The organism is Bartonella sp. AP11XZML (assembly GCF_042196445.1).
Taxonomy (GTDB): Bacteria; Pseudomonadota; Alphaproteobacteria; order Rhizobiales; family Rhizobiaceae; genus Bartonella.
This window is the reverse complement of the sequence record NZ_JBHIQF010000042.1, coordinates 1-22,485: the sequence shown is the minus strand read 5'-3', so window position 1 is coordinate 22,485 and position 22,485 is coordinate 1. Positions and strand designations below refer to the sequence as shown.

The following is a 22,485-nucleotide window of genomic DNA, read 5'->3' as shown; positions in this document are numbered from 1 at the left end:
CAGAAACTTGTTTATAACTTATAATTTACCCTTGACTTTACTTCAAATATTAACAATTGGGAATATAGCTGGGGAGTTTTTTTAAATCTTCCATAAACTTTTGTTTTTATCTCATCTATTATCTAGATTTACAACTCTCCAACTCTTCAGGAGGTACTTTATCATGACTGAAATCAAAACGGCCTTCGACTTCAAAAAATTTTCTCCTGAAGCTCTCGCTGAAAAGTTAAAGAACCAGCATTTTGCAGACTCTATTGATATCATCAATGACCTCGATATCATGGAACGTGTAACTATTCTTAGTCTTCTGCCTCTTGATTATGTTATCGAACTTTTTGATAAACCAGAGCTTGAGCAACCTGCTGCCATCCTAGAACTTCTCCCTATAAATCGTGCTGTTGAAATTCTTGATGGCATGTCTGCCGATGCTGCTGCAGACGTCTTTCAAGAAATGGATAAGGAAACCCGCACACGACTTTATGCCTTGCTTAACCCCTTAACGCGCGCTGAACTTAAAAAACTCACCAGTTATCCTGATCATACAGCAGGAGCACTGATGACAACAGAGTTTATAGCCGTTCCTTCAAACTGGACCATACAAAAAACTTTGGATCACATTCGTGAGGTCGAGCGAACACGTGAAACAGTTTATACCAGCTATGTAATTGACCCCAAAACAGGTACTCTTCTCAAAGCTGTTTCCCTGCGTAACCTTATTCTTGCCTCACCTGATGAACAAATTCTTAATGTCCCTACCCATGACTCGCCCATTACAATATCACCTTTCACACATCATGAAGATATCGCACGCCTTTTCCAGCGCCATGATCTTCTCTCTGTGCCTGTAGTTGACGAAAGTAACCATGTCATTGGCATTGTAACCGTTGATGACGTGCTTGATACTATGGTCGATGAAATGAATGAAGATGCCTATAAATTTGGGGGTATGGAAGCACTTAATAAGCCCTATATGCAAATTAAGTTTCCTGAAATGATGAAAAAACGCGGAGGCTGGCTCGCTTTACTCTTTATCGGTGAAATGCTGACAGCAAGCGCTATGCAACATTTCGAAACAGAACTCGAAAAAGCGATTATTCTTACACTGTTCATACCTCTCATTATGAGCTCAGGAGGAAATTCCGGCTCACAGGCTACATCCCTTATTATCCGTGCATTGGCTTTACGTGAACTCACGTTGAAAGACTGGTGGAAAGTGATCATTCGTGAAATTCCAACAGGACTATCCCTTGGTCTCTTACTAGGAATTATTGGTGTTACGCGCATTGCTCTTTGGCAAAAACTGGGTATCTACGACTATGGCCAACATTGGATTGCTATTTCGACAACAGTGGGTACAGCTTTAGTTGGAATCGTTACCTTTGGTTCTCTTTCTGGATCTATGTTGCCTTTTATTCTTAAAGGTTTAAAATTTGATCCAGCAAGTGCTTCTGCTCCTTTTGTGGCAACTTTAGTAGATGTCATGGGCATTATAATCTATTTTTCTGTAGCTTCTCTCATTTTGTCAGGAACTCTTCTTTAAACATGTAAAGTAAAAACTCTTACTTATGGAAAAATCTTGTCATGTAACCTAAGATTCTTTCCATAAGAGAATAAGCTTTATTATTTATTTTCTAGCGCACTGCTCTATAGATAATTTATTATTTTTTTGAATAACAGCTCCGAATAACGTAATCTTACCTCATCATAAAGCTTCTCATATTAAATCGATTAAAGTCATCTTCTTGCCAGACACAAACGAGATCGGTGTATGGCTAAAAACTATTCAAGAAAAAATAAAATACTTCTTATATCCTCTCTCTCTCGTATCAAAAACTGGCGCAATATTGACAGCTGAGAAAGAATAATAATGATGATACTCAACAGGCTTTATATTTCTTCACAAAGGCGTTAATAGTATACTATTCGCGTATATTATATCATTTATGAGCCCTATCATGGAATGGATGTAGGTACGTTAAGCAATCTCTCTTAAGTACATGAATATGCAACAAAAAGTATATGCTGTTTAAAGTGTTCTGTTTGGCATGAAAAGCATACTCCTATTAGAGAGTGCAATTAACAAAAGTAAGGCAATGCACTATCTCCATGGTTTAAAAGATATTACTTTAGATGCTTTTGAAATTATAAATTGGATTAACAGCAAAGATGGGAATTTTCTTTGGATGCCTTCATATTCTTTCTAAATAAGACTGTATGCCGAGTTCATAAATAAATCAAACAGATATAACTCTTGCCCTAATCTGGCATACAAAAGCTAGAACTTCTTATAAAATTCTTAATCGTCTCAATATTTACCTCAAATACACGGTTGCATTAGATCTGGATTTTGATTGACAAGTTATGGAATAAGAAAAAGCTTTATTTAGAATAAAAATATTGTAAAACTGTCAATAAATTGGCTATGGATTGAGAGATATTCCGGATTTTTATTAATCTCTTTGCAAAACAACAACAATAATATGGCTAGCTTTATACTTACTCTTACAAGAGCTCATATAAACTCCTTGTGTCATATTGATAAAAATCAAGTTGACGGTGATTTTTTGGATAATTCTTAGCTCGAGAATAGAACATACGTACTATAAAAACTTTTACGAAGCTTCAGAAATTGAAGCTCAATAGAGCCTTAAAGACTTGGATAAATAGTTTTGCCATAAAAATATTGCCTCCATCTTCCAAAATTATAAAAAAACATGTAAAAGGTTTTCTAATAGTCAGGCAAAGAATGTAAAGACTTTACCTCAAATGAAATTTCATTAAACGAAAAGAAGAAAATTTATGCAATTGCGTAACATTGCCATCATTGCCCACGTTGACCATGGGAAAACAACGCTTGTAGACGGGCTTCTCAAGCAATCAGGAAACTTCCGTGATAATCAGCGTACAAGCGAACGTATGATGGATTCAAACGATATTGAGAAAGAACGCGGAATTACAATCCTAGCGAAAGTGACATCTGTTGTTTGGAAAGATACTCGAATTAATATTGTTGATACACCAGGACACGCTGACTTTGGTGGAGAAGTTGAACGCATCCTCAATATGGTTGATGGAGCCATTGTACTTGTTGATGCTGCTGAAGGACCAATGCCACAAACAAAATTTGTCGTTGGCAAAGCATTGAAAGTAGGATTGCGCCCTATTGTTGCTATTAATAAAATTGACCGACCGGATGCACGCGTTGATGAAGTCATTAATGAGGTTTTTGACCTTTTCGCTGCTCTTGACGCAACCGATGAACAGCTTGATTTTCCTATTCTTTATGGATCTGGACGCGATGGATGGATGGCTGAAGCCCCTGAAGGACCAAAAGATCAGGGATTAGGTCCTTTATTTGATCTTGTGACGCAGCATGTCCCTTCTCCTAGTGTAGCAGAAGGACCGTTTCGCATGATTGGAACTATTCTTGAAGCGGATCCGTTTTTGGGACGAATTATTACAGGACGGATTCATTCTGGCTCTTTAAAACCCAATCAAAATGTCAAGGTTCTTGGACAAGATGGAAAACTTTTAGAAACTGGGCGTATTTCAAAAATTTTAGCGTTTCGTGGCTTAGAACGGCAACCTATTGAAGAAGGAAGTGCTGGTGATATTGTTGCGATTGCAGGTCTGCAAAAAGGTACCGTAGCTGATACTTTCTGTGATCCTACTGTCAATGAACCCCTTACTGCCCAACCAATTGATCCTCCTACTGTTACTATGAGTTTTCTCGTCAACGATAGTCCCCTTGCTGGAACTGAAGGCGATAAAGTAACAAGCCGTGTCATTCGTGACCGATTGTTAAAAGAAGCAGAAGGCAATGTCGCTCTTAAAATTGAAGAATCAGCCGATAAAGATTCTTTCTACGTTTCAGGACGAGGAGAATTACAGCTTGCAGTTCTCATTGAAAATATGCGCCGTGAAGGATTTGAACTTAGTGTTTCACGCCCACGTGTTGTTATGCAAAAAGATGAAAATGGAATAACTCTTGAGCCAATCGAAGAAGTTGTTATCGATGTTGATGAAGAATATTCCGGTATTGTTGTACAAAAAATGTCTGAACGTAAAGGCGAAATGGTGGAGTTACGTCCTTCTGGAGGTAATCGTGTCCGCCTTGTCTTTTATGCCCCAACCCGAGGACTCATTGGTTATCAATCTGAACTTTTAACGGACACACGTGGTACAGCAATTATGAATCGCCTTTTCCATGCTTATGAACCTTATAAAGGAGACATTGCTGGTCGTGTTAATGGTGTTATGATTTCAAATGACAACGGTGAATCTGTCGCTTATGCTCTTTTTAATCTTGAAGATCGTGGACCTATGATCATCGATGCGGGTGTGAAAGTCTATCAAGGTATGATTATTGGCATCCACTCACGAGATAATGACTTAGAAGTTAATGTGTTAAAAGGGAAAAAACTCACCAATATGCGCGCTTCTGGAAAAGATGAGGCCGTAAAGTTAACGCCTCCCATTAAAATGACGTTAGAACGCGCCTTATCGTGGATACAAGATGATGAGCTTGTAGAGGTAACCCCTAAAAATATTCGTCTCCGCAAGCTCTATCTTGATCCTAATGAACGTAAACGTTTTGAAAAAACACGTGCATCAATTTCAAATTAATTTCATAATCTCTTTGGTAAAATATTTAATTGTATTGAGCCTCACTATATTCCAGAAAGGATGTCTCTATGAATATTAAGGAAATACCCGTAGGCAAAAATCCACCAGAAGATATTAACGTTATTGTGGAAGTCTCCCTTGGTGGGCAGCCAATAAAATATGAGATGGATAAAAAGTCTGGTGCATTATTTGTTGACCGTTTTCTTCATACATCAATGGTTTATCCTGGAAATTACGGTTTTGTCCCTCATACGCTTTCAGATGATGGTGATCCTATTGATGTCCTTATCTGTAATACCCGTCCACTTATGCCTGGTTGTGTTATCAATGTTCGCCCCATCGGAGCTCTAATGATGGAAGATGATGGTGGTAAAGATGAAAAAATTATTGCCATTCCCACTACAAAATTAACAAAACGCTATATCAATATTCATGACTATACAGACCTGCCCGAGATTACACTCAAACAAATTGAACATTTCTTCAAGCATTACAAAGATCTGGAACCTGGAAAATGGGCTAAAATTGAAGGATGGCGTGATAAAAACTTTGCTCATGAATTAATTAAGCAAGCTGTTGAGCGCAATAACAAAATATAACGATTTAATAAAATAAAGCCTATAAAAATAGGCTTTGTTATTTATTTTTTCTACGAGATGTAATCTCTAAAGGATTGCCATATCTGTTTTAGCTCTTCTAAATGTGTTGAAAAGTAAAGTTGTTTGTAGCGAGATATTGCACCGTTTTTCAGAGAAATAGAAGAAGATGGGATTCTCCACTGCTTCGCAAGAAATTTAATGAGAGCTTTATTCGCTTTTCCATCTTCAGGAACAGCACGAAGGCGTATAACCAGATATTGTTTTTCACCATCCCTACATTCAACCCCTATTATTTTGTCAACAGATGATTTTGGAATGAGATATACAAACAAAATCAAGTTATTTTTATCAACTTGATAAAACATGTATTCGCCTCAAGTAATATTTCTATACATACATGTTTGCGTAAACGCGCCACATAAAAGTACGAATAAAATAAATAATAATGAAGACTACAACAGGTGAAATATCAATCGTTCCAAAATTTGGTAAAATTTGCCGGATACGGCTTAGAACGGGATTTGTAAGACGATATAGAAAGCTTCCTATCAAAACAACAAAGCGATTGCGCGAATTTATGATATTAAAGACATAAAGCCAAGAAAAAATGACACTCGCGATTAAAATATCAATATAAATCTCAAAAATCAAATCAATCGTTCGAAGCAATGCATAAATCATGCGTCATCCCTTTCAATCAAGGAAACAGAAGAGCGTATAGAAAACAAATATCAAAATTAAAAATAGCACATAAAATAGAAGAAACGGCAAAAAATCTGAATATCCCTTATAGGATTAATCTTAAATCTCATCGTTTTAATTATTAATTATAAAAAACAAACAAACTAAAAACGGCCTTTTAAAGGCCGCTTTTAGTTTTAAAATTATTTCTGCAAAGCAGTCAAACGATTAAGAGCACTGCTAAAACCATCTAGCTGAACAAATAAATCATTCAAAGCTGGTTCACCTGCAGCAGCAATTGTCATCGCCAACTTTAACTGTTTTCCAGAACGTAAAGCTGCTACGTGATTTTTGTCAAAAACGACAGGAACCACACAACCTGCTGGTACACAAGTCCGGATACCAGTTTCGATAACAGCTTTTCCCTCATCAACTTGTAAACGAACAGGTTTAGAAACCAAAATGCCAAAAGGAACTGTTAAATTACCAGATACAACACCCTCAGCATCGAGAGTAAGGCCCATAGCCACAACAACACGCCCCTGCTCATTTACTTCTTGACGGTGCATAAAACAAATTCTTTTCCCTTCTTGTATACCACAGTTAATAGTCCACAAACCGTAGGTTTCAGTCAAAGAAGAAGCTCCATTTGGCAATGTCGCTGCCGCATCTTTTGATGCAGGAGGCTTTGAACTTGTTGCAAATGCAACAGATGAAATACTCAAGAGAGTAAAAACTATAAGTAAATTAAATAACTTTTTCATTTTATATTCCTGTTCTTTACATAAAAGATAAACATGTTTATTATTTATTATAATATAAAGCATCTTAATAAAAAAAGCTTTCTCATAATCATATAGCTTTTATAATGGTCTAAGGCTACCTCGAAATTCGCTGACAACTTTCGTATAAACGTGCTTTTTAAAAGAAACAGCAATCAACGGAAGGATTTCTAGATCAATCCATTTCCATTGATCGAATTCCGCTTTATTGCCATCTGGTGGCGGATTAATCGCAATTTCAGAAAGCTTTCCTGTAAACTGGAAAGCAAACCATTTTTGTATTTGCCCACGATATTTATTTGTTAATGTGCACCCAATAAGTTCTTGTGGAAAATCATAATGGAACCAATTTTGTGCTTCTTTAATCAACTTTACAGATCGAATACCCGTTTCTTCATAAAGTTCACGATATGCTGCATCTAATGGTTTTTCATCTTCATCAATCCCTCCTTGAGGAAGCTGCCAACGATGAGATATGTCAATATCTGCATCTGCATGAATGGGCATCATTAAACGACGCCCAACCCACACTTTCCCCTCATGATTAAAGACAACAATCCCAACACATTTGCGATATGGAAGAATCTTCAAATTAATATCTGCATCCATTTAATATTCCTCAAAATCGCAAGCTATAGATATCAATTCTCACTTTAACACATCCTTATTGGGATCTGGTGGAAATGCTGCATTTGCCATTTCACCTCGTAACAGTTTATAGGCCTCATTCAATTGAATATCATCTTTAGGGTCTTTGGGAACAAAAGCAGCTGAACCAGATCCTTTATTACTCTCTCGTTTTCCTTTGATATGTCCTTTTAATGCAGACTCACCAACTTTTACATCATAACCTTTATATTTTTCAGGGAGTGGTTGCTCTACAATAATATCAGGTGTGATCCCTGTTCCTTGAATAGAAGTGCCTGATGGCGTGTAATAAAGTGCTGTTGTTAAGCGTAAAGCCCCATTTTCACCCAAAGGAATAATTGTTTGAACAGATCCTTTACCAAAAGACTGCGTCCCTAAAATTGTTGCACGACGATGATCTTGCAATGCACCCGCAACAATTTCAGAAGCACTTGCTGAACCACCATTAATAAGAACAATGAGCGGTTTTCCATTAATGACATCACCTGGCTTCGCATCAAATCTTGTCACATCACTCTTTTTGCGCCCACGAGTCGACACAATTTCACCTTTATTGAGAAAAGCACTCGAAACATTAACAGCTTGATCTAAAAGCCCACCCGGATTAAGCCGCAAATCAAGGACATAACCTTTTAGCTTATCTTCAGGAATTTTAGATTGGATATCTTTAATTGCCGCTAGAAGATTATTTAATGTCTGTTCAGAAAACTGGATAACTCTTAAATATCCAATATCACCTTCAACCCGATATTTCACCGCTTTTACTTTGATAATATCACGAACAATCTTCACTTCAAATGGCTTATCAACGCCAGAACGAATAATTGTTAAGGTAATTGGTGTTCCAGGAGCACCTCGCATCTTATTAACAGCTTCATTCAATGTTTGACCATTCGTTTGTACATCATCAATTTTTGAAATAAGGTCTCCTGCTAGAATACCTGCTTTTGAAGCGGGAGTATCATCCATTGGTGAAACAACTTTAATTAAGTTTTTTTCCATAGTGACCTCAATACCAAGACCTCCGAACTCTCCTTTCGTAGAATCCCGCATATCCTTGGCTTCTTCAGCATTCAAATAAGATGAATGAGGGTCCAGTGATGTGAGCATGCCATTGATAGCATTTTCAATAAGCTTTTTATCATCTGGAACTGTAACGTATTGCATACGCACACGCTCAAAAACATCGCCAAATATAGCTAGCTTTTTATATGCATTATCTTCATTATTCGCAGCAACAGACTGCACCATAATCATTGAACAGGCGCCGAGCAATACCCCAGCGACCAAAAGAATAACTTTACGAATCATTTTGGCTCCTTCTTATTTTTTCAGTCTGCCACCAAGGAGTTGGATTTACAGGTTTTCCCTGCTTTCTAAACTCAATGTAAAGCATTGGAGAAGTTTTTCCTATATCCAATGCAACACTGTTTGAAATAAATTGCATTTCCATTATACCCAGAGGCTCACCTGAAAGAACAAACTGCCCCTGTTTTACATTAATTCTCGACATTCCAGTAAGAATGATATGATAACCATTTCCAACATTGAGAATGATTAAATGTCCGTAAGAACGAAATGGCCCAGCAAAAGCAACAAAAGCATCCACAGGTGATATAACAACAGCTCCTGACTCTGTTTCTATCGTTTCACCAAAGCGCGTAATCTGCGAACTTTTGTTAGAGTGATGTATTCTTTTTCCTGAAACAGGAAAAAGTAAAGAACCTTTTCGGCTTTCAAAATTGGACTGTTCTAACAATTGCAAACTTTTCCGTACCTGTACTGATGCATCAGAGCTAAGTTTTGACTGACGGTCGAGCTCTAAAATCAATTCTTCTAAAGACTGCGCTTTTTTAGCAAGAGCAATATTTTTTTGTTGCTGTTCTGTAAGTTCTTTTTCTGATTTTTTTTGTAGTTTGTTTTTTTGGTCTAATAAAAGCTCTAGACGTTTTTGCTGCTCTGCTTGATTTTGCAGCTTTGTCTTTAATGCCTTATATTCCGTAGTAATGGAATTACTCAAATTGGTCAACTCCTTGAGTTTTTCTGTTAAATCTCGTGTTTTCTCTTGCATCTGAGGAATAACGGTACCTAATAAAACAGAACTACGTATAGAAGCCAACGCGTCCTCTGGCTGTATCATAAGAGCAGGAGGCGGATTCAATCCCATACGCTCCAAAATTGCAAGAACTTCCGCAAATTCAGCACGACGATTTTTTAAACTTTGATAGACTTGTACCCGCTTTTCTATCATTTTTTTAAGCTTTTCTTCCCTTTTAGCAATATCATCTGCTACTATACGTTCTTCTTTAGCCGCCTTTATGAGTGCATCACTCAAAACACGTTGATCTTTTTTTAAATGCTCAACTTGATGCATAAGAAAAGCAACACGCTCACGCGAAAGTGAAATATTTTGGCGAATTTCTCCTAATTCTTTATGGACTTCCGTACTCCTCATTGTATCTTCCGCATGCGATACAGAAAAGCAAAAAAATATACTCAAGAGCAGAATGACAAATATGACGCACTCCTCATATAAATATAGCATCTTTCTATGAAGAAGCTTTTTCATTTGCAAAAACCATGACACCTCATCGTATACATTAGAGATGCTTTAAATGGTGTCAGCTAAAACAATATTAATAAACATATAAATAAGTGCTAAAAATTGAACAAAAATATTAAAAACGATGATACGGATGATTATTTTCAATTGTTACAGCGCGGTAAAGTTGTTCTGTAAGAAGAATACGTGCAATTTGATGTGGCCACGTCATCAAACCAAAAGATAAAAGAAAATCAGCACGCTTCCTTATTTGTTCATTATGCCCATCAGGTCCTCCCAAAGCAATGACGACATCTCGAATGCCCTCATCACGATAACACCTCAATTTTTCAGAAAAAGAAATTGACGAAATCGATTCTCCACGCTCATCTAACACAATTAATCGACATTTTTCAGGTAAAAATTCAATAAGTTTTCTCCCCTCTTCCTCCATACGTTGATAAACTGTTTGAGCACGACTTTCTGGTATCTCTTGTAACTTTTTTAAATGAAAGCCTACATCTCCAGAAATTTTAGAAAAACGATCCAAATAATGCTGAACTAATTTTTGCTCCGCCCCACTTTTCATACGACCAACCGCAAAAATAGAAATTTGCATTTTAATGATCTCCGAAGAGAAGCAAAGCCGTATCGTTTAAATCCGGCGTCATCCATATTTTTTCTAAATTATAAAAAAGACGAATTTCTGGACGAAAAAGATGAACGATAATATCACCTGTATCAATCAATACCCAGTCACCTCCAGCAAGCCCTTCTACACGCGCAAGCCCCTGCCCACTATCTTTCCAAGTATGTAATAAATGATCAGCAACAGACGATACATGACGCTGCGAATTTGCTGAAGCTATGACCATATAATCAGCCAAAGATGACTTCCCTCGAATATCAATAGCAACAATATCTTCTGCTTTTGTATCTTCTAAACTCTTGAGAATAACTTCAAGACTCTCACTAACAGAAAAAACTTTTTTTTCTTTTGAAGGCATAATATCGTAAGAGTGTTTGTGTGCAATGTTTTTCAGATCAATATCCTTTCTTATCGTTGTGGAATCTAAAAAAGAGACTTCTCTAAAGAGAAGCAGAATCTTATGAAATGTTCAAGAAAAATCATTCTTCTTCAAACGAAGGTTTGTTGAAGATTGAAAAGATAAAGGTCCATGCAAATAAGTCCAAACTGGTGGCTTGATAAAAGGTAATCGCTTACTTTCTCTCTCATCCAAACGAAAACGGCGATAAATATGTGCCATAGGAGAGGAAAGTGCTGACCGATTGCCTAAAGGACGATCAATAATCGCAATAGGAAGCATAGAGACGATATCATGCCATCGATACCAATGATGTATCGTCGCAAAACTATCTGCCCCCATAATCCATACAAAATTTACGCCACTGTAATGAGTAAGAATATGAAAAATCGTATCTACCGATACTTTGCTCCCTATAGCTTTTTCAAAACCTGTTAAGCGAATTTTCGGATGGTCAATAAGTTTAAAACTTAATCGCATTCTCTCCTCTAAAGGGAGCAACTGTGTACAATCCTTTAAAGGATTGCCTGGACTAACCATCCACCATAACTGATCAAGATATAAACGCCGAATGGCAATTTTTGCAACAAGAAGATGCCCCGCATGCGGTGGATTAAAGGAACCACCAAAAAGACCCACAACATTAGATCTTTCAACATGTGGCATACAATTTTTCCATGGAAAAAATAGGCTTTTCAAACTCTAACCTGACCATTTCCTTTAACATGATATTGAAATGATGTTAGCTGTTCAACACCTATGGGACCACGTGCATGCATTTTTCCTGTTGCGATACCAATTTCCATTCCAAAACCAAATTCACCTCCATCAGCAAACTGTGTCGATGCATTGTGTAATAAAATAGCTGAATCTAAATGATTAAAAAAGATCTTCACCACTTCCAAATCCTCAGCAATAACCGATTCCGTATGTCCTGATGAATAACGCTTGATATGAGCAATAGCTCCCTCAACCCCCTCAACCGTTTTAACAGAAAGAATAGCATCAAGATATTCATGTGACCAATCTTCTTCAGAGGCTAATTTTACATCTGGCATAAGAAAAACAATATCTTCTGTGGCGCGAATTTCACATCCCTTCTCCTGTAAAGCAGTTAAAACAGGAAGAAACTTTTTTAATGCTTGGCTGTCAATGAGAACTGTCTCAACAGCACCGCATATCCCTGTTCGCCGCAGCTTTGCATTTAAAACAATATTGCGTGCCATATCTAAATCTGCCGATTTATCAATATAAATATGACAAAGTCCCTCCAAATGAGCAAAAATTGGAACACGTGCATCAGACTGAACGCGGGCAACAAGGCTCTTTCCACCACGTGGTACGATCACATCAATCGCTCCATCCAATCCTTTGAGCATTTCCCCAACGGCAGCACGATCTGTCATTCCAACCATTTGGATAGCATCTTTGGGTAAACCAGAGCGCTCTAAACCTTGTACCAAAGCTAAATGAAGCGCATGAGAAGAATGAAAGCTATCCGAACCACCGCGCAAAATCGCAGCATTACCTGCTTTTAAGCACAAAGCACTCGCATCAACTGTAACATTTGGACGACTTTCATAAATAATTCCAATCACACCAAGAGGTGTTCGTACACGACTTATATGAAGCCCATTTGGACGCGTCCATTCATCCATCACTTGCCCAACAGGATCAGATAAACGAGCAACTTGGCGAACACTGTCTATCATTGCACGTAAACGCAAATCATCTAATTTTAGCCGATCAATCATTGCAGCTTTCAAATTATTCTGAGCAGCATTCTCTAAATCTTGACAATTCGCCCGTAAAATTTCATCTGACTGAGCCTCTAGACTTAAAGCGATCATTTCTAATGCATTGTTCTTTTGCTCAGAAGAAGCAACGGCCAACGCTGCAGCGGCATAGCGTGCTTTTTGTCCCATATCTTTCATTTGTTCTTCTAAAGTCATCGTAACATCCACTCTGCCAAAACAATAAAAACAAAAGTAACTTTTTTAAACAGTATTGGTCAAGCAACGTACAATCATATCATTACGATGCACCATAGCAGAGCGCGCCTCATACCCAAGAATAGCTTCGATTTCTTCACTTTTATGTCCTATAATGCGTACAGCCTCATCTTTGTCATAGCTTACAAGTCCACGCGCAATCTCAACTCCATCTGTACCAACAATTGCAACCGTATCCCCACGCTGGAAATTTCCCTCAACGCCAATAACCCCTGCAGCTAATAATGATTTTCCTGATTCAAGAGCCCTAATGGCTCCTTGATCAATCGTCAAAACACCAGATGGATCTAAATGACCAGAAATCCATGTTTTCCAAGCATTGACAGATTTCTTACTTGCCGCAAAAAAACTCTTGCGTTCACCTTTGTCAATTGCAGCAAGGGGATTCATACGCTTGCCTGAGGTGATAATCATCGCCGTTCCAGCAGCATTAGCTATTTTTCCGGCTTCAAGCTTAGTCTTCATTCCTCCCCGTGAAAACTCTGAAGCAGCAACATCTGCCATTTTTTCGATATCATGCGTAATGGATGCAACAAAAGGTATAAATTCAGCCGTAGGATCACTATGGGGAGACTTTGTATAAAGACCATCAATATCGGATAAAAGTATTAAAAGATCTGCCCTCACCATTGTTGCCACACGTGCAGCTAAACGATCATTATCACCATAACGAATTTCAGTTGTTGCAACAGTATCATTCTCATTAATAACAGGCACAGCTCCCAAATATAAAAGCATCTCAATCGTTGCACGTGCATTGAGATAACGCCTTCGCTCCTCCGTATCAAATAAAGTGAGCAAAATTTGGCCTGTTTTGAGCCCATGTTGAGCAAGCGCATCACCATAGGTTTTTGCTAACTCAATTTGCCCTAAAGCAGCACATGCCTGGCTTTCTTCCAATTTCAAAGCCCCCTTAGGAAGCTGTAGCAATGTCCTTCCTAAAGCAATAGCACCTGAAGACACCAATAATATCTCTACGCCTTTTTTGTGCAATTCAACAACATCATTGATCAAGCTTTTAAGCCACTCAACCCGTAAACCTGCCTGAGGATCAACCAAAAGGGCAGATCCAATCTTGACCACAATACGTTTATAGTGTGTAAGTTTTTGCGATCCAACAGCCATCTCAATCAACCTTGCTATCCCCACTGATCTCCTCTTTGCGTGACATTTCAATAATATGTGCACCAGCACGCAGCATATTTTCTAAACCTTCGCGGCTAACCGCAGAAAACATCATAACAGGTTGATCCGTTACTTTTTGCAAAGCTTCCCGTTTAGCTTCACGCTCTTCAATCGTTAGCGTATCTATCTGGCTTAAAGCAACAATTTCAGTTTTATCACTTAGATTATTTCCATATGCCTCAAGTTCATGACGCACAATTTGATATGCTTTTGCAACATCTTCTTCTTGAGCAGAAATCAAATGAAGGAGGACACGACAACGTTCCACATGTCCTAAAAAACGGTCTCCAATTCCCACCCCTTCATGGGCTCCTTCGATTAACCCCGGAATATCAGCCAAAACAAATTCACGACCATCAATTCGTACAACACCAAGATGAGGATGTAGAGTGGTAAAAGGATAATCTGCAACTTTTGGTTTTGCAGCCGTTACAGAAGCTAAAAAAGTTGATTTTCCAGCATTGGGTAAACCAACAAGCCCCGCATCAGCAATTAACTTCAAACGAAGCCATATTGCACGCTCTTCTCCAGACAAACCTGGATTTGCACGACGCGGTGCCCGATTTGTCGATGTTGTAAAGTGAAGATTGCCAAAACCGCCATTCCCTCCTTTTGCAAGGCGATAGCGCTGTCCCACTTCCGTTAAATCACATATTAACGTTGTATTATCTTCTTCAAAAATTTGAGTCCCAACCGGAACTTTAAGGATGACATCATCACCCTTCTCACCCGTCATATTACGCCCCTTGCCATGTCCCCCTGTTTTTGCTTTAAAATGCTGTTGGTAGCGATAATCAATCAGCGTGTTAAGTCCATCAACAACAAGAGCCCAGACATCACCACCCCGTCCTCCATTCCCTCCATCAGGCCCCCCAAATTCTATGAATTTTTCACGGCGAAATGATACTGCTCCAGAACCTCCATTACCAGAACGAATATAAACTTTAGCTTGATCAAGAAATTTCATTGGAAACACTCACTGAGGAATCAATCTCTCTACCTCTATAGGCAATACATTAATTTTACCAGTTTTTCATCATTGATAACAGAAAAACTGTCACTATCGCTGATAACTCTTTGAGAAAAAAATCATCGCATTTAAATAGGTTAAGTAAAATTAAGTCTTCTTAAAAGAAGGTGCTATTCTTGTACTTTTGTTTTTCCCTTAAATTCAAGTGCTAGAAGATAAAGCTCTACTGATTCTGATCGGCTTGCGGGTGGTTTAACATGGTAAACTTTTTTAAAATGCTGTTTTAATCTTGCAAGAAGAGTGTTTTCTGCTCCCCCTTGAAAAGCCTTTGCTAAAAAATATCCCCCAGGCTTGAGAACCGAAAGAGCAAAATCAGCCGCAACTTCACATAAATAAATCGTTCTTAAATGATCCGTCTGACGATGACCTGTTGTTGGTGCTGCCATATCAGAAAGAACCACATCCGGTTTTGTCCCTAAAGTTTCAATTAATTTCTGCGGTGCATCTGTATGCAAAAAATCCATTTCCAACATGGCAACTCTAGGCAATGGATCAACATGTAAATAATCAATACCAACAACGCTAGGATCCTCATCACTTGACCCTACTATACGCTCAACCACCTGACACCAGCCTCCAGGTGCTGCTCCTAGATCAATAACCTTTTGGCCTTTTTTCAAAAACCTATAGCGCTCATTAATTTCAATGAGTTTATAAGCCGCACGCGAACGGTAACCATCTACTTTTGATTGATGGACATAAGGATCATTCAGATGCCTCTCTAACCATCGTCGTGATGAAGCTTTAATGGTTCCTGCTTTCTTTTTTACGCGCTGATATAATTCATGTGACCCTGAACCTCCATAGCCACCTCTCGGTGTTTTCGTTGTTTTTTTCATCGTTATTCATTGTCTCCATATTTAATTCTCTAACACTTGAAATCTCTGCTCTTTCTATGACGACACCATACTCCATCGCGTAACATTAGCTCTATCAAAATTCCTTCCCTTAATCCACGATCAGCAACTCTTAAACGCTGACTTGGCCAAACTTCCCGAATAACATCTAAAATTGCACAACCAGCTAAAACTAAATCTGCTCTCTCGCGTCCAATAAAAGGGCTTATGACACGTTTTTCTATATCCCATGATAATAGGCGTTGTGTCATAAGTGTAATGTCCGCATCATTCATCCAAATGCCATCCACTTTTTTCCTATCATAACGCTCTAAATTAAGATACATTCCTGCTAAAGTCGTAACCGTACCGGAGGTTCCCAAAAGATGAAACTTTGAACCTTGTGCTAACTCTCCTAATTTATGACGATCTGAAAAATTATTTAATAATCCTCGCACATAGCTTTTCATTTTTTCAAAATCGTCTAAGCTAATATCATTCCCTCCAAAACGTTCAGCAAGCGTAACAACACCAACAGGAAGAGAAGTCCAAGCGATAATTTGTCGAGCTAAACGAAAAGAACGCTTTTGAGAAACATCAAGTAGCACAATTTCTGATGATCCTCCTCCAATATCAAAAAGCACAATTGCGTCAGTATTTGGTTCAACAAGTGTACTACACCCTGTAACAGCAAAACGCGCTTCTGTTCGCCGATCAACAATTTCCAATTCAAGACCTGTCTCCTCCAAAACACGCTGAATAAAATGTCTACCATTTTCTGCAGAACGACAAGCTTCCGTTGCAATCAAGCGATAACGCTTAATATGCCTTTGTTTTAGCTTTAAATGACAAATCTTTAATGCTTCAATCGCACGATCCATAGCTTGTGTATTAAGAAAACCGTTATTTATTAAACCTTCTCCCAATCGTACAATACGAGAAAAAGCATCAACAACACGAAAATATCCAGGTTTACTGGGAGATGCGATAAGAAGACGACAATTATTTGTTCCGAGATCAAGTGCCGCATAAAGAGGTGGAGATTTTACTGAATGGAACCGTCGAAGAAAAGGTGCTTTGAGTTTTTTTGTTTTTTGAGCACCTATCATTATCTGATTATGAAACTCAAAAGCTGCCTCAGATTGAACAAAAACCTGTTTCTGTTCATAATGTTTTTTTCTCTGTTGTCTCTTTATATCAACAAGGACAGAGTATGCCTCTGTTCGTGACAATGCAGAAAGATTATTTGTATTACTACCGCACTGATCATACAACTGATCTGCTTTGGTATCGTATATTTCTCCTTGCTTTAACTCTTTTGAACCATAATTTAACGGGGTCATGTCCCTTATCCCTTGAGCGTCCCCCAATAAATAAACGCGAAAACTCTTCTGCTCATTCCTAAATAAAGCAATAATGCAGCATCAAATGATATATACAAGAAATCATTCTTTCTTTTTCTATCATTAAAATTTTCTACACTAACATCATTCAGTTTTTTGTATAATCTTTCGGTTGTTTCCGTGAAATCATGCATCTCTTTATGAACTTAAAACTATAAATTAATCGTTTACGTTCACATCAATTTTTATAAATTATGCTCTTTTCTTGATACCATTCACACGGAGCACACCTCTATTGTAACAAACCTACACTATCATACTATTTGCTGACTCTTAAGGTTACAACAACCTATACATTAGTACGGTTTATAAGAAAAAAATTTTTTTTGTTATCCACACACAAACCTCGTTTGTTATATGCAATAAAATGGCTTTGATTATGCTGGAATAAAAGTTCCGTAGTACTACAAAATGCAATTACAATAGCTGTTATTTCGTGAATACCAATAAAAACTATCGTTCAAAAAAACTCTAGAATTATAAATTTATCTGAAAAATATTAATGCTTAATCAGACCGCTTTAAAAATCCATTTTAAGCTTAAAAAAAGAATTTAGTCTACTCATTATTGTAAGGAATAAATCGAGTATTTCTAATCTTTTTTACTTTTAATAACTAACGAAATCATTCTTTAAGCATTATGGAAAACACTAACTTGATTTTCTATTACATATAAAGAACTTACTGTAACTTTATATTCAACTCTCACTCTTTCCAACAAATCACCTCGATATCATATTATATAAAACTTCTTACTTATTTGATCTTATAATTTACACTCAGAAATATAATACAACAATTTATGGAAAAATGACTCTTGTTAAAAATACTCGATGAATTCTAAGGACGGAAAGAATTAAGTGCTGCATTTAACCCTTTAAATGGTACAGTAAAAGAAAATACCTTACCTTCTTTAGTTTTATAGGAAATACGTACCTTATTGTTCTGCTCTATTTGTTTAGTCAAAACCGGCCCTACAGGTGATTGTGCCAAACAAACCGTTTCATTACATTGCGTATAATTAATAAGAACAGGTTTTTTAACACCTTTTACAAACATTTGAATCGGAACATTTATATCAGAATTTGGCAATGTTCGAAAAAGCATCACTGCTTGACCACTTGTCGTAGAAACAAGAGACCAACTAAAAATGGTATTTCCTTCTTGATCATGAACCGTCTGTGTCACATTACATATACCTTGCTTATGTTTAAGCTTTTGTTTTTCGTCACAAATCAAAGTCCAATCATAAAACTGCATAATAATTCGACGTGTTTCGCCAGGTTCTCCCTTAGGTATCGATAAGTGCGGTGGATGCACTGTATAAATATTATTGTTCTCGTTGGCAAAGCTTTCGCTCTTGCCTATTAAGGCAAGAGCAAACAGCAGAACCTTTACTAACATACTTCTCGTTTTTACAATAACAGCCATTTTTTCTATTATCATCTCAACCTCAGAGTAATTCCAGCGCCTATTCCCCAATGACCTCCAGCACTTGTCACAGATACATTCGAGCGAATATTTCCATCTTCAGATGTATAACCAGCACCAATAGCAAGTGCAGATTGACTGCGCCATAAACCACTCCCAAATGAAACACTTAAAGATCCTGGTATATCATAGTAACGTAAGTTGGACACCGCTAGACCAATAGCAGCAGCTTGTCTTGCTTCTTTCCGAACATCCTGAATAGCATAATTCAATGTCTCAAACTTCATATCCGTATAGGATTTCGACTCGTTAACACCATCATTGACAAGACTACTAACTTTCTCATCCGTATACTTATTGGCATCTTCAAGAACTATCTTCATCTGCTCTTCAGTATAATCATGCAACTGACCGCCATTAACAGCTTGCTGAGAACCTGTTTCAATCTTGCCTGCCGCTACATTGTCTATCATAACAGGTTCGCTGTCATTGCCTCCTACCAACGTAATACTATTGGTCTTTTTCCCATCACTATCTTTGTCATAGTTAACAACGCCATCTGTTACGGCTACTTCAATATCTTTCACATGTTGATCTATCGTATCTACTTTGTCTTCAACCTCTTTTACCCTCTCATTCGTGCTCCAAAGCTGACCACCATTAACAACTTCTTGCGAGCCTTCTTCTATCTTACCATCCAATACATTCGTAATCTTACTCGACTTACCACCATGCTTCGCATCATACGCGCCTTCTTCTTCATTCCAATTCAAACCATTGCTCGCCACATTCTTCTCAACATCATGAATACGCTCGTTGATACTCGTCATACCATCACTGACACCATCAAAGGCTCCTGCTACATCATGATAGATCTTCTTTTCTGACGAACTACCATCAGAATTGAATTGCGCAACCTTGAATTCCGGAGCCCTCCATTCGCCACCTTCATAGCTAGCCCCTCCTCCTAAATACAGCGCTAGCGTCTGATTCAAGGAATAAAGCTGTGAACCATTCACGGCTTCCGTCGAGCCTTTAGAAAGTGTTCCAGCTTTCACGCCAGAGAGACTACGTGTATCACCATTCATGTTTGCAATTGTGATTGCACTACCCTCTTTTTCACCACCTATCTTGATTACCTTCGTAGCATCATCCTGCTTAACAAGACTATCTCCTACAACTTTATTAATCTCATTCTGAAGCTCTTTATGAATATTCGTGAATGAATCACCAACACCAGCAAAGGCAGACGCAACATCATCATAGCTCTGCTCTTCAACGGCACTACCATCTTCTTTGACGATCTTAACTTTGAAGCTTGGAGCACTCCATTGACCTTCCTTATATTCAGCGCCACCACCTAAATAAGTTGCAACTGTCTTATTCGTATCAAAAAGCTGAGAACCATTGACCGCTTCACTTGAGCTTGCAGAAACCTCTCCATTGGCAAGAAACTTAATTTTACTGTTGCCTTTCTCATCACCCTCTCCATGTGTTGCTACAAACGCCTTTTCAGAATCACTCCACAACAACGCATTCTGCTTAATATTTTCAGTAACCTCCGTGTTGTTTTGAGTAAACTCTTTTTGAAGATTCTCAAAAGATGTTCCTACACCAGCAAATGCTTCCGATACAGTATCATACTTCTTCTCTTCAACTTTAGTACCATCCTCATTAACGATCTTAACTTTGAAACTTGGAGCCGTCCAAGCGCCACCTGCATAACTAGCATCACCACCTAAAGACTGCGCAACACTGTTACCTAGAGCATATAGCTGATTTCCTGCTACAGCATCGCTTGAGCTAGCAGTAATATCACCATTTGCAAGTGATGTGATTTTGCTGTGTGTCTTCTCACCATCTTTTTCTCCATGCAAGGCGACAAAAGCACCTTCAGCCTTGCTCCATGATAAAGAATCTTGTGCAACTCCTTCTGAAACTTCCTTAATACGAGCGTTGATAGTGCTCATGCTGTCATTAATGTCATTAAAAGCACCTGCAACATTATTACTGCTCTTCTTATCACCTTTCGTACCATCATTGCTGAAAGTCTGAATTTGGAAATCCGGATCTTGCCATTCGCCTTTCTCATTATAACCAGCACCACCACCAAAATAGCCAGCAAACTGTTTTTGCAGATCATAAATCTGTCCACCGGTAATCGCATCACTCGAGCCTGATACTATAGAGCCAGCTGCAAGTGATGTAAGCTTGCTGTTCTCTTTATTGTCCCCATGCGTCGCTACAAACGCACCTTTAGTCTTGCCCCATAACAATGCATCGCCTTGAACTGCTTGCGTAATATTCGTGATGTTTTCAGTAAGTTCATTAAACTTATTCGTTAGGTTATTATTCACATTCTTGAAATTCGTATCAATACCTTCAATGGCTAAACCAACATCACCATAGGATTTTTCTACTACCTCGCCTTTTGCATCAACACTGGATAATTTATAGGTTGGACCCGTGAAAGTACCATCTTTAAAGCTTGTACCTCCACCTAAGTATTTCGCAATATCCTGAGAAACCTTAGAAATCTGACCGCCATTAACCGCATCATGCGAATTCTCACTAATCTGACCTTCGGCAACATTATGCAAACCAACAGGTGCAGAACCCTTACCTTTACCCAAAGTCACACTCGCATAATTAGTGCTGCTATTATCATCACCTGTTTTATCATAGTGAACAACAGCCGATTCATCAGACTGAAGATTGTTAGAAAGTTCCTTCAGACTTTTATCAAGCTGACCTTTGTTAACTGCTTCATTACCTCTCACGGCTTCTTTCACACCGGAAAGAATTCTATCCCCTTTGTCTTTATTTGCGATATTGATTTCACTGCCTTCTACTTCTGTACCAATATTGATAACTTTTGTCTTTTCATCCTGCTTCGCAAGGCTATCACTGACAACATTAGTTACATCATTATGAACATTCGTGATAGAACTCGCAACTCCAGCAAATGCTTCCGATACACTACTGTAAACCTTTTCCTCACCAGCACTACCATCAGAATTGACAGTTTTAAGCTTGAAGGTAGGTGCAACCCATTCTCCCTTTTCATTATAACCTGCTCCTCCACCAAAATACGTCGCAAATGTCTGATTCATTGAATAAAGTTGGTTGCCAGTGATCGCTTCTGTTGAACCTTTAGAAATTTCTCCATCTAAAAGAAACTTCAATTTGCTATTGTTTCTGTCCTTACCTTCCCCATGAAGAGCTACAAAGGCGTTATCACCATTGCTCCACGATAAAGAATCTTGCGCAACACCTTCAGAAACTTCCTTAATCCTCTGATTGACATTCTTGATATTTGTATCAAGTCCTTCAAATGCTAAACCAACATTGGTAAAAGGTTTGGCTGTTATCTTACCATCTTTATCAATCTCCGATAAACTATAGATCGGCCCAGTAAACACACCATTATTAAAAGCTGCATTGCCTCCTAAATAAGTAACAACCTTATCATTCGTTTCAAAAAGCTGACTACCCGTTACAGCATCTGTTGATTTAGCGCTAATCTCACCATTTGCTAGAAACGTAATTCTACTGTTTTCTTGTGTCCTTACAGCTCTGCCTTGTTCTTCTTTACTCTTTTCATGACGCGCTACAAAGGCATCGGCTTCCTTGCTCCATAACAAAGAATCCTGTGCTACTCCTTC

General features: G+C 38.2%; 19 protein-coding genes. 3 read left to right on the top strand and 16 right to left on the bottom strand.

What is annotated here, in order from left to right; all coding sequences use genetic code 11:
- Positions 1 to 163: 163 nt before the first annotated feature.
- The 3 genes from mgtE to ppa all read left to right on the top strand — a co-directional run bounded on the left by mgtE (position 164) and on the right by ppa (position 5,225).
- Complete coding sequence (mgtE, locus tag ACFIMG_RS03525) at positions 164 to 1,540, top strand: magnesium transporter (RefSeq protein ID WP_375611855.1); 1,377 nt, start codon at positions 164 to 166, stop codon at positions 1,538 to 1,540.
- A gap of 1,259 nt (positions 1,541 to 2,799) precedes the next feature.
- Positions 2,800 to 4,626, top strand: coding sequence for a translational GTPase TypA (gene typA / locus ACFIMG_RS03520; RefSeq protein ID WP_375613277.1), 1,827 nt, complete (start codon positions 2,800 to 2,802; stop codon positions 4,624 to 4,626).
- A 68-nt stretch (positions 4,627 to 4,694) separates the two neighbouring features.
- Positions 4,695 to 5,225: an inorganic diphosphatase gene (gene ppa, locus ACFIMG_RS03515; RefSeq protein WP_375613276.1), complete on the top strand. Its 531-nt coding sequence runs from the start codon at positions 4,695 to 4,697 to the stop codon at positions 5,223 to 5,225.
- Positions 5,226 to 5,275: 50 nt separating this feature from the next.
- Here the strand turns inward: ppa and ACFIMG_RS03510 are convergent, their stop codons facing one another.
- From ACFIMG_RS03510 to ACFIMG_RS03435, 16 genes are all read right to left on the bottom strand, one after another.
- Positions 5,276 to 5,590: a DUF167 domain-containing protein gene (locus ACFIMG_RS03510; protein WP_375611858.1), complete on the bottom strand. Its 315-nt coding sequence runs from the start codon at positions 5,588 to 5,590 to the stop codon at positions 5,276 to 5,278.
- Between the two features lie 22 nt (positions 5,591 to 5,612).
- Positions 5,613 to 5,906, bottom strand: a complete 294-nt coding sequence (locus ACFIMG_RS03505) for a YggT family protein (protein WP_375678538.1) — start codon at positions 5,904 to 5,906, stop codon at positions 5,613 to 5,615.
- Between the two features lie 203 nt (positions 5,907 to 6,109).
- Positions 6,110 to 6,670: an invasion associated locus B family protein gene (locus ACFIMG_RS03500; protein ID WP_273790632.1), complete on the bottom strand. Its 561-nt coding sequence runs from the start codon at positions 6,668 to 6,670 to the stop codon at positions 6,110 to 6,112.
- Positions 6,671 to 6,769: 99 nt separating this feature from the next.
- Entirely contained in the window at positions 6,770 to 7,297 is a 528-nt protein-coding gene (locus tag ACFIMG_RS03495; protein WP_375678539.1) for an RNA pyrophosphohydrolase, read from the bottom strand.
- 39 nt (positions 7,298 to 7,336) lie between these two features.
- Complete coding sequence (locus ACFIMG_RS03490) at positions 7,337 to 8,647, bottom strand: S41 family peptidase (protein WP_273790634.1); 1,311 nt, start codon at positions 8,645 to 8,647, stop codon at positions 7,337 to 7,339.
- Positions 8,637 to 9,881 carry a murein hydrolase activator EnvC family protein gene (locus tag ACFIMG_RS03485; protein WP_375678549.1) on the bottom strand — a complete coding sequence of 415 codons (1,245 nt, stop codon included), beginning with the start codon at positions 9,879 to 9,881 and terminating at the stop codon, positions 8,637 to 8,639. The genes ACFIMG_RS03490 and ACFIMG_RS03485 overlap by 11 nt, the downstream gene beginning before the upstream one ends.
- 133 nt (positions 9,882 to 10,014) lie before the next feature.
- Entirely contained in the window at positions 10,015 to 10,497 is a 483-nt protein-coding gene (gene rlmH / locus ACFIMG_RS03480) for a 23S rRNA (pseudouridine(1915)-N(3))-methyltransferase RlmH (RefSeq protein WP_375627673.1), read from the bottom strand.
- Position 10,498: 1 nt separating this feature from the next.
- A complete protein-coding gene (rsfS, locus tag ACFIMG_RS03475) occupies positions 10,499 to 10,885 on the bottom strand; it encodes a ribosome silencing factor (protein ID WP_375646386.1) in 387 nt (128 codons plus the stop codon).
- A 111-nt stretch (positions 10,886 to 10,996) separates the two neighbouring features.
- On the bottom strand, positions 10,997 to 11,590 hold the full coding sequence (locus ACFIMG_RS03470) for a nicotinate-nucleotide adenylyltransferase (protein ID WP_375678540.1): 594 nt from the start codon (positions 11,588 to 11,590) through the stop codon (positions 10,997 to 10,999).
- A 29-nt stretch (positions 11,591 to 11,619) separates the two neighbouring features.
- Positions 11,620 to 12,876 carry a glutamate-5-semialdehyde dehydrogenase gene (locus ACFIMG_RS03465; RefSeq protein WP_375678541.1) on the bottom strand — a complete coding sequence of 419 codons (1,257 nt, stop codon included), beginning with the start codon at positions 12,874 to 12,876 and terminating at the stop codon, positions 11,620 to 11,622.
- Positions 12,877 to 12,921: 45 nt separating this feature from the next.
- Positions 12,922 to 14,061: a glutamate 5-kinase gene (gene proB / locus ACFIMG_RS03460; RefSeq protein WP_375678550.1), complete on the bottom strand. Its 1,140-nt coding sequence runs from the start codon at positions 14,059 to 14,061 to the stop codon at positions 12,922 to 12,924.
- A 1-nt stretch (position 14,062) separates the two neighbouring features.
- Complete coding sequence (gene obgE, locus ACFIMG_RS03455; RefSeq protein ID WP_375678542.1) at positions 14,063 to 15,088, bottom strand: GTPase ObgE; 1,026 nt, start codon at positions 15,086 to 15,088, stop codon at positions 14,063 to 14,065.
- 173 nt (positions 15,089 to 15,261) lie between these two features.
- Complete coding sequence (locus ACFIMG_RS03450; RefSeq protein ID WP_375611866.1) at positions 15,262 to 15,990, bottom strand: RlmE family RNA methyltransferase; 729 nt, start codon at positions 15,988 to 15,990, stop codon at positions 15,262 to 15,264.
- Positions 15,991 to 16,019: 29 nt separating this feature from the next.
- Complete coding sequence (locus ACFIMG_RS03445; protein ID WP_375678543.1) at positions 16,020 to 17,330, bottom strand: Ppx/GppA phosphatase family protein; 1,311 nt, start codon at positions 17,328 to 17,330, stop codon at positions 16,020 to 16,022.
- 899 nt (positions 17,331 to 18,229) lie between these two features.
- Complete coding sequence (locus ACFIMG_RS03440; RefSeq protein ID WP_375611868.1) at positions 18,230 to 18,835, bottom strand: invasion associated locus B family protein; 606 nt, start codon at positions 18,833 to 18,835, stop codon at positions 18,230 to 18,232.
- The coding region (locus ACFIMG_RS03435) for a Vomp family autotransporter (protein WP_375693569.1) at positions 18,832 to 22,485 on the bottom strand (3,654 nt) is incomplete at its 5' end. The genes ACFIMG_RS03440 and ACFIMG_RS03435, both read right to left, overlap by 4 nt.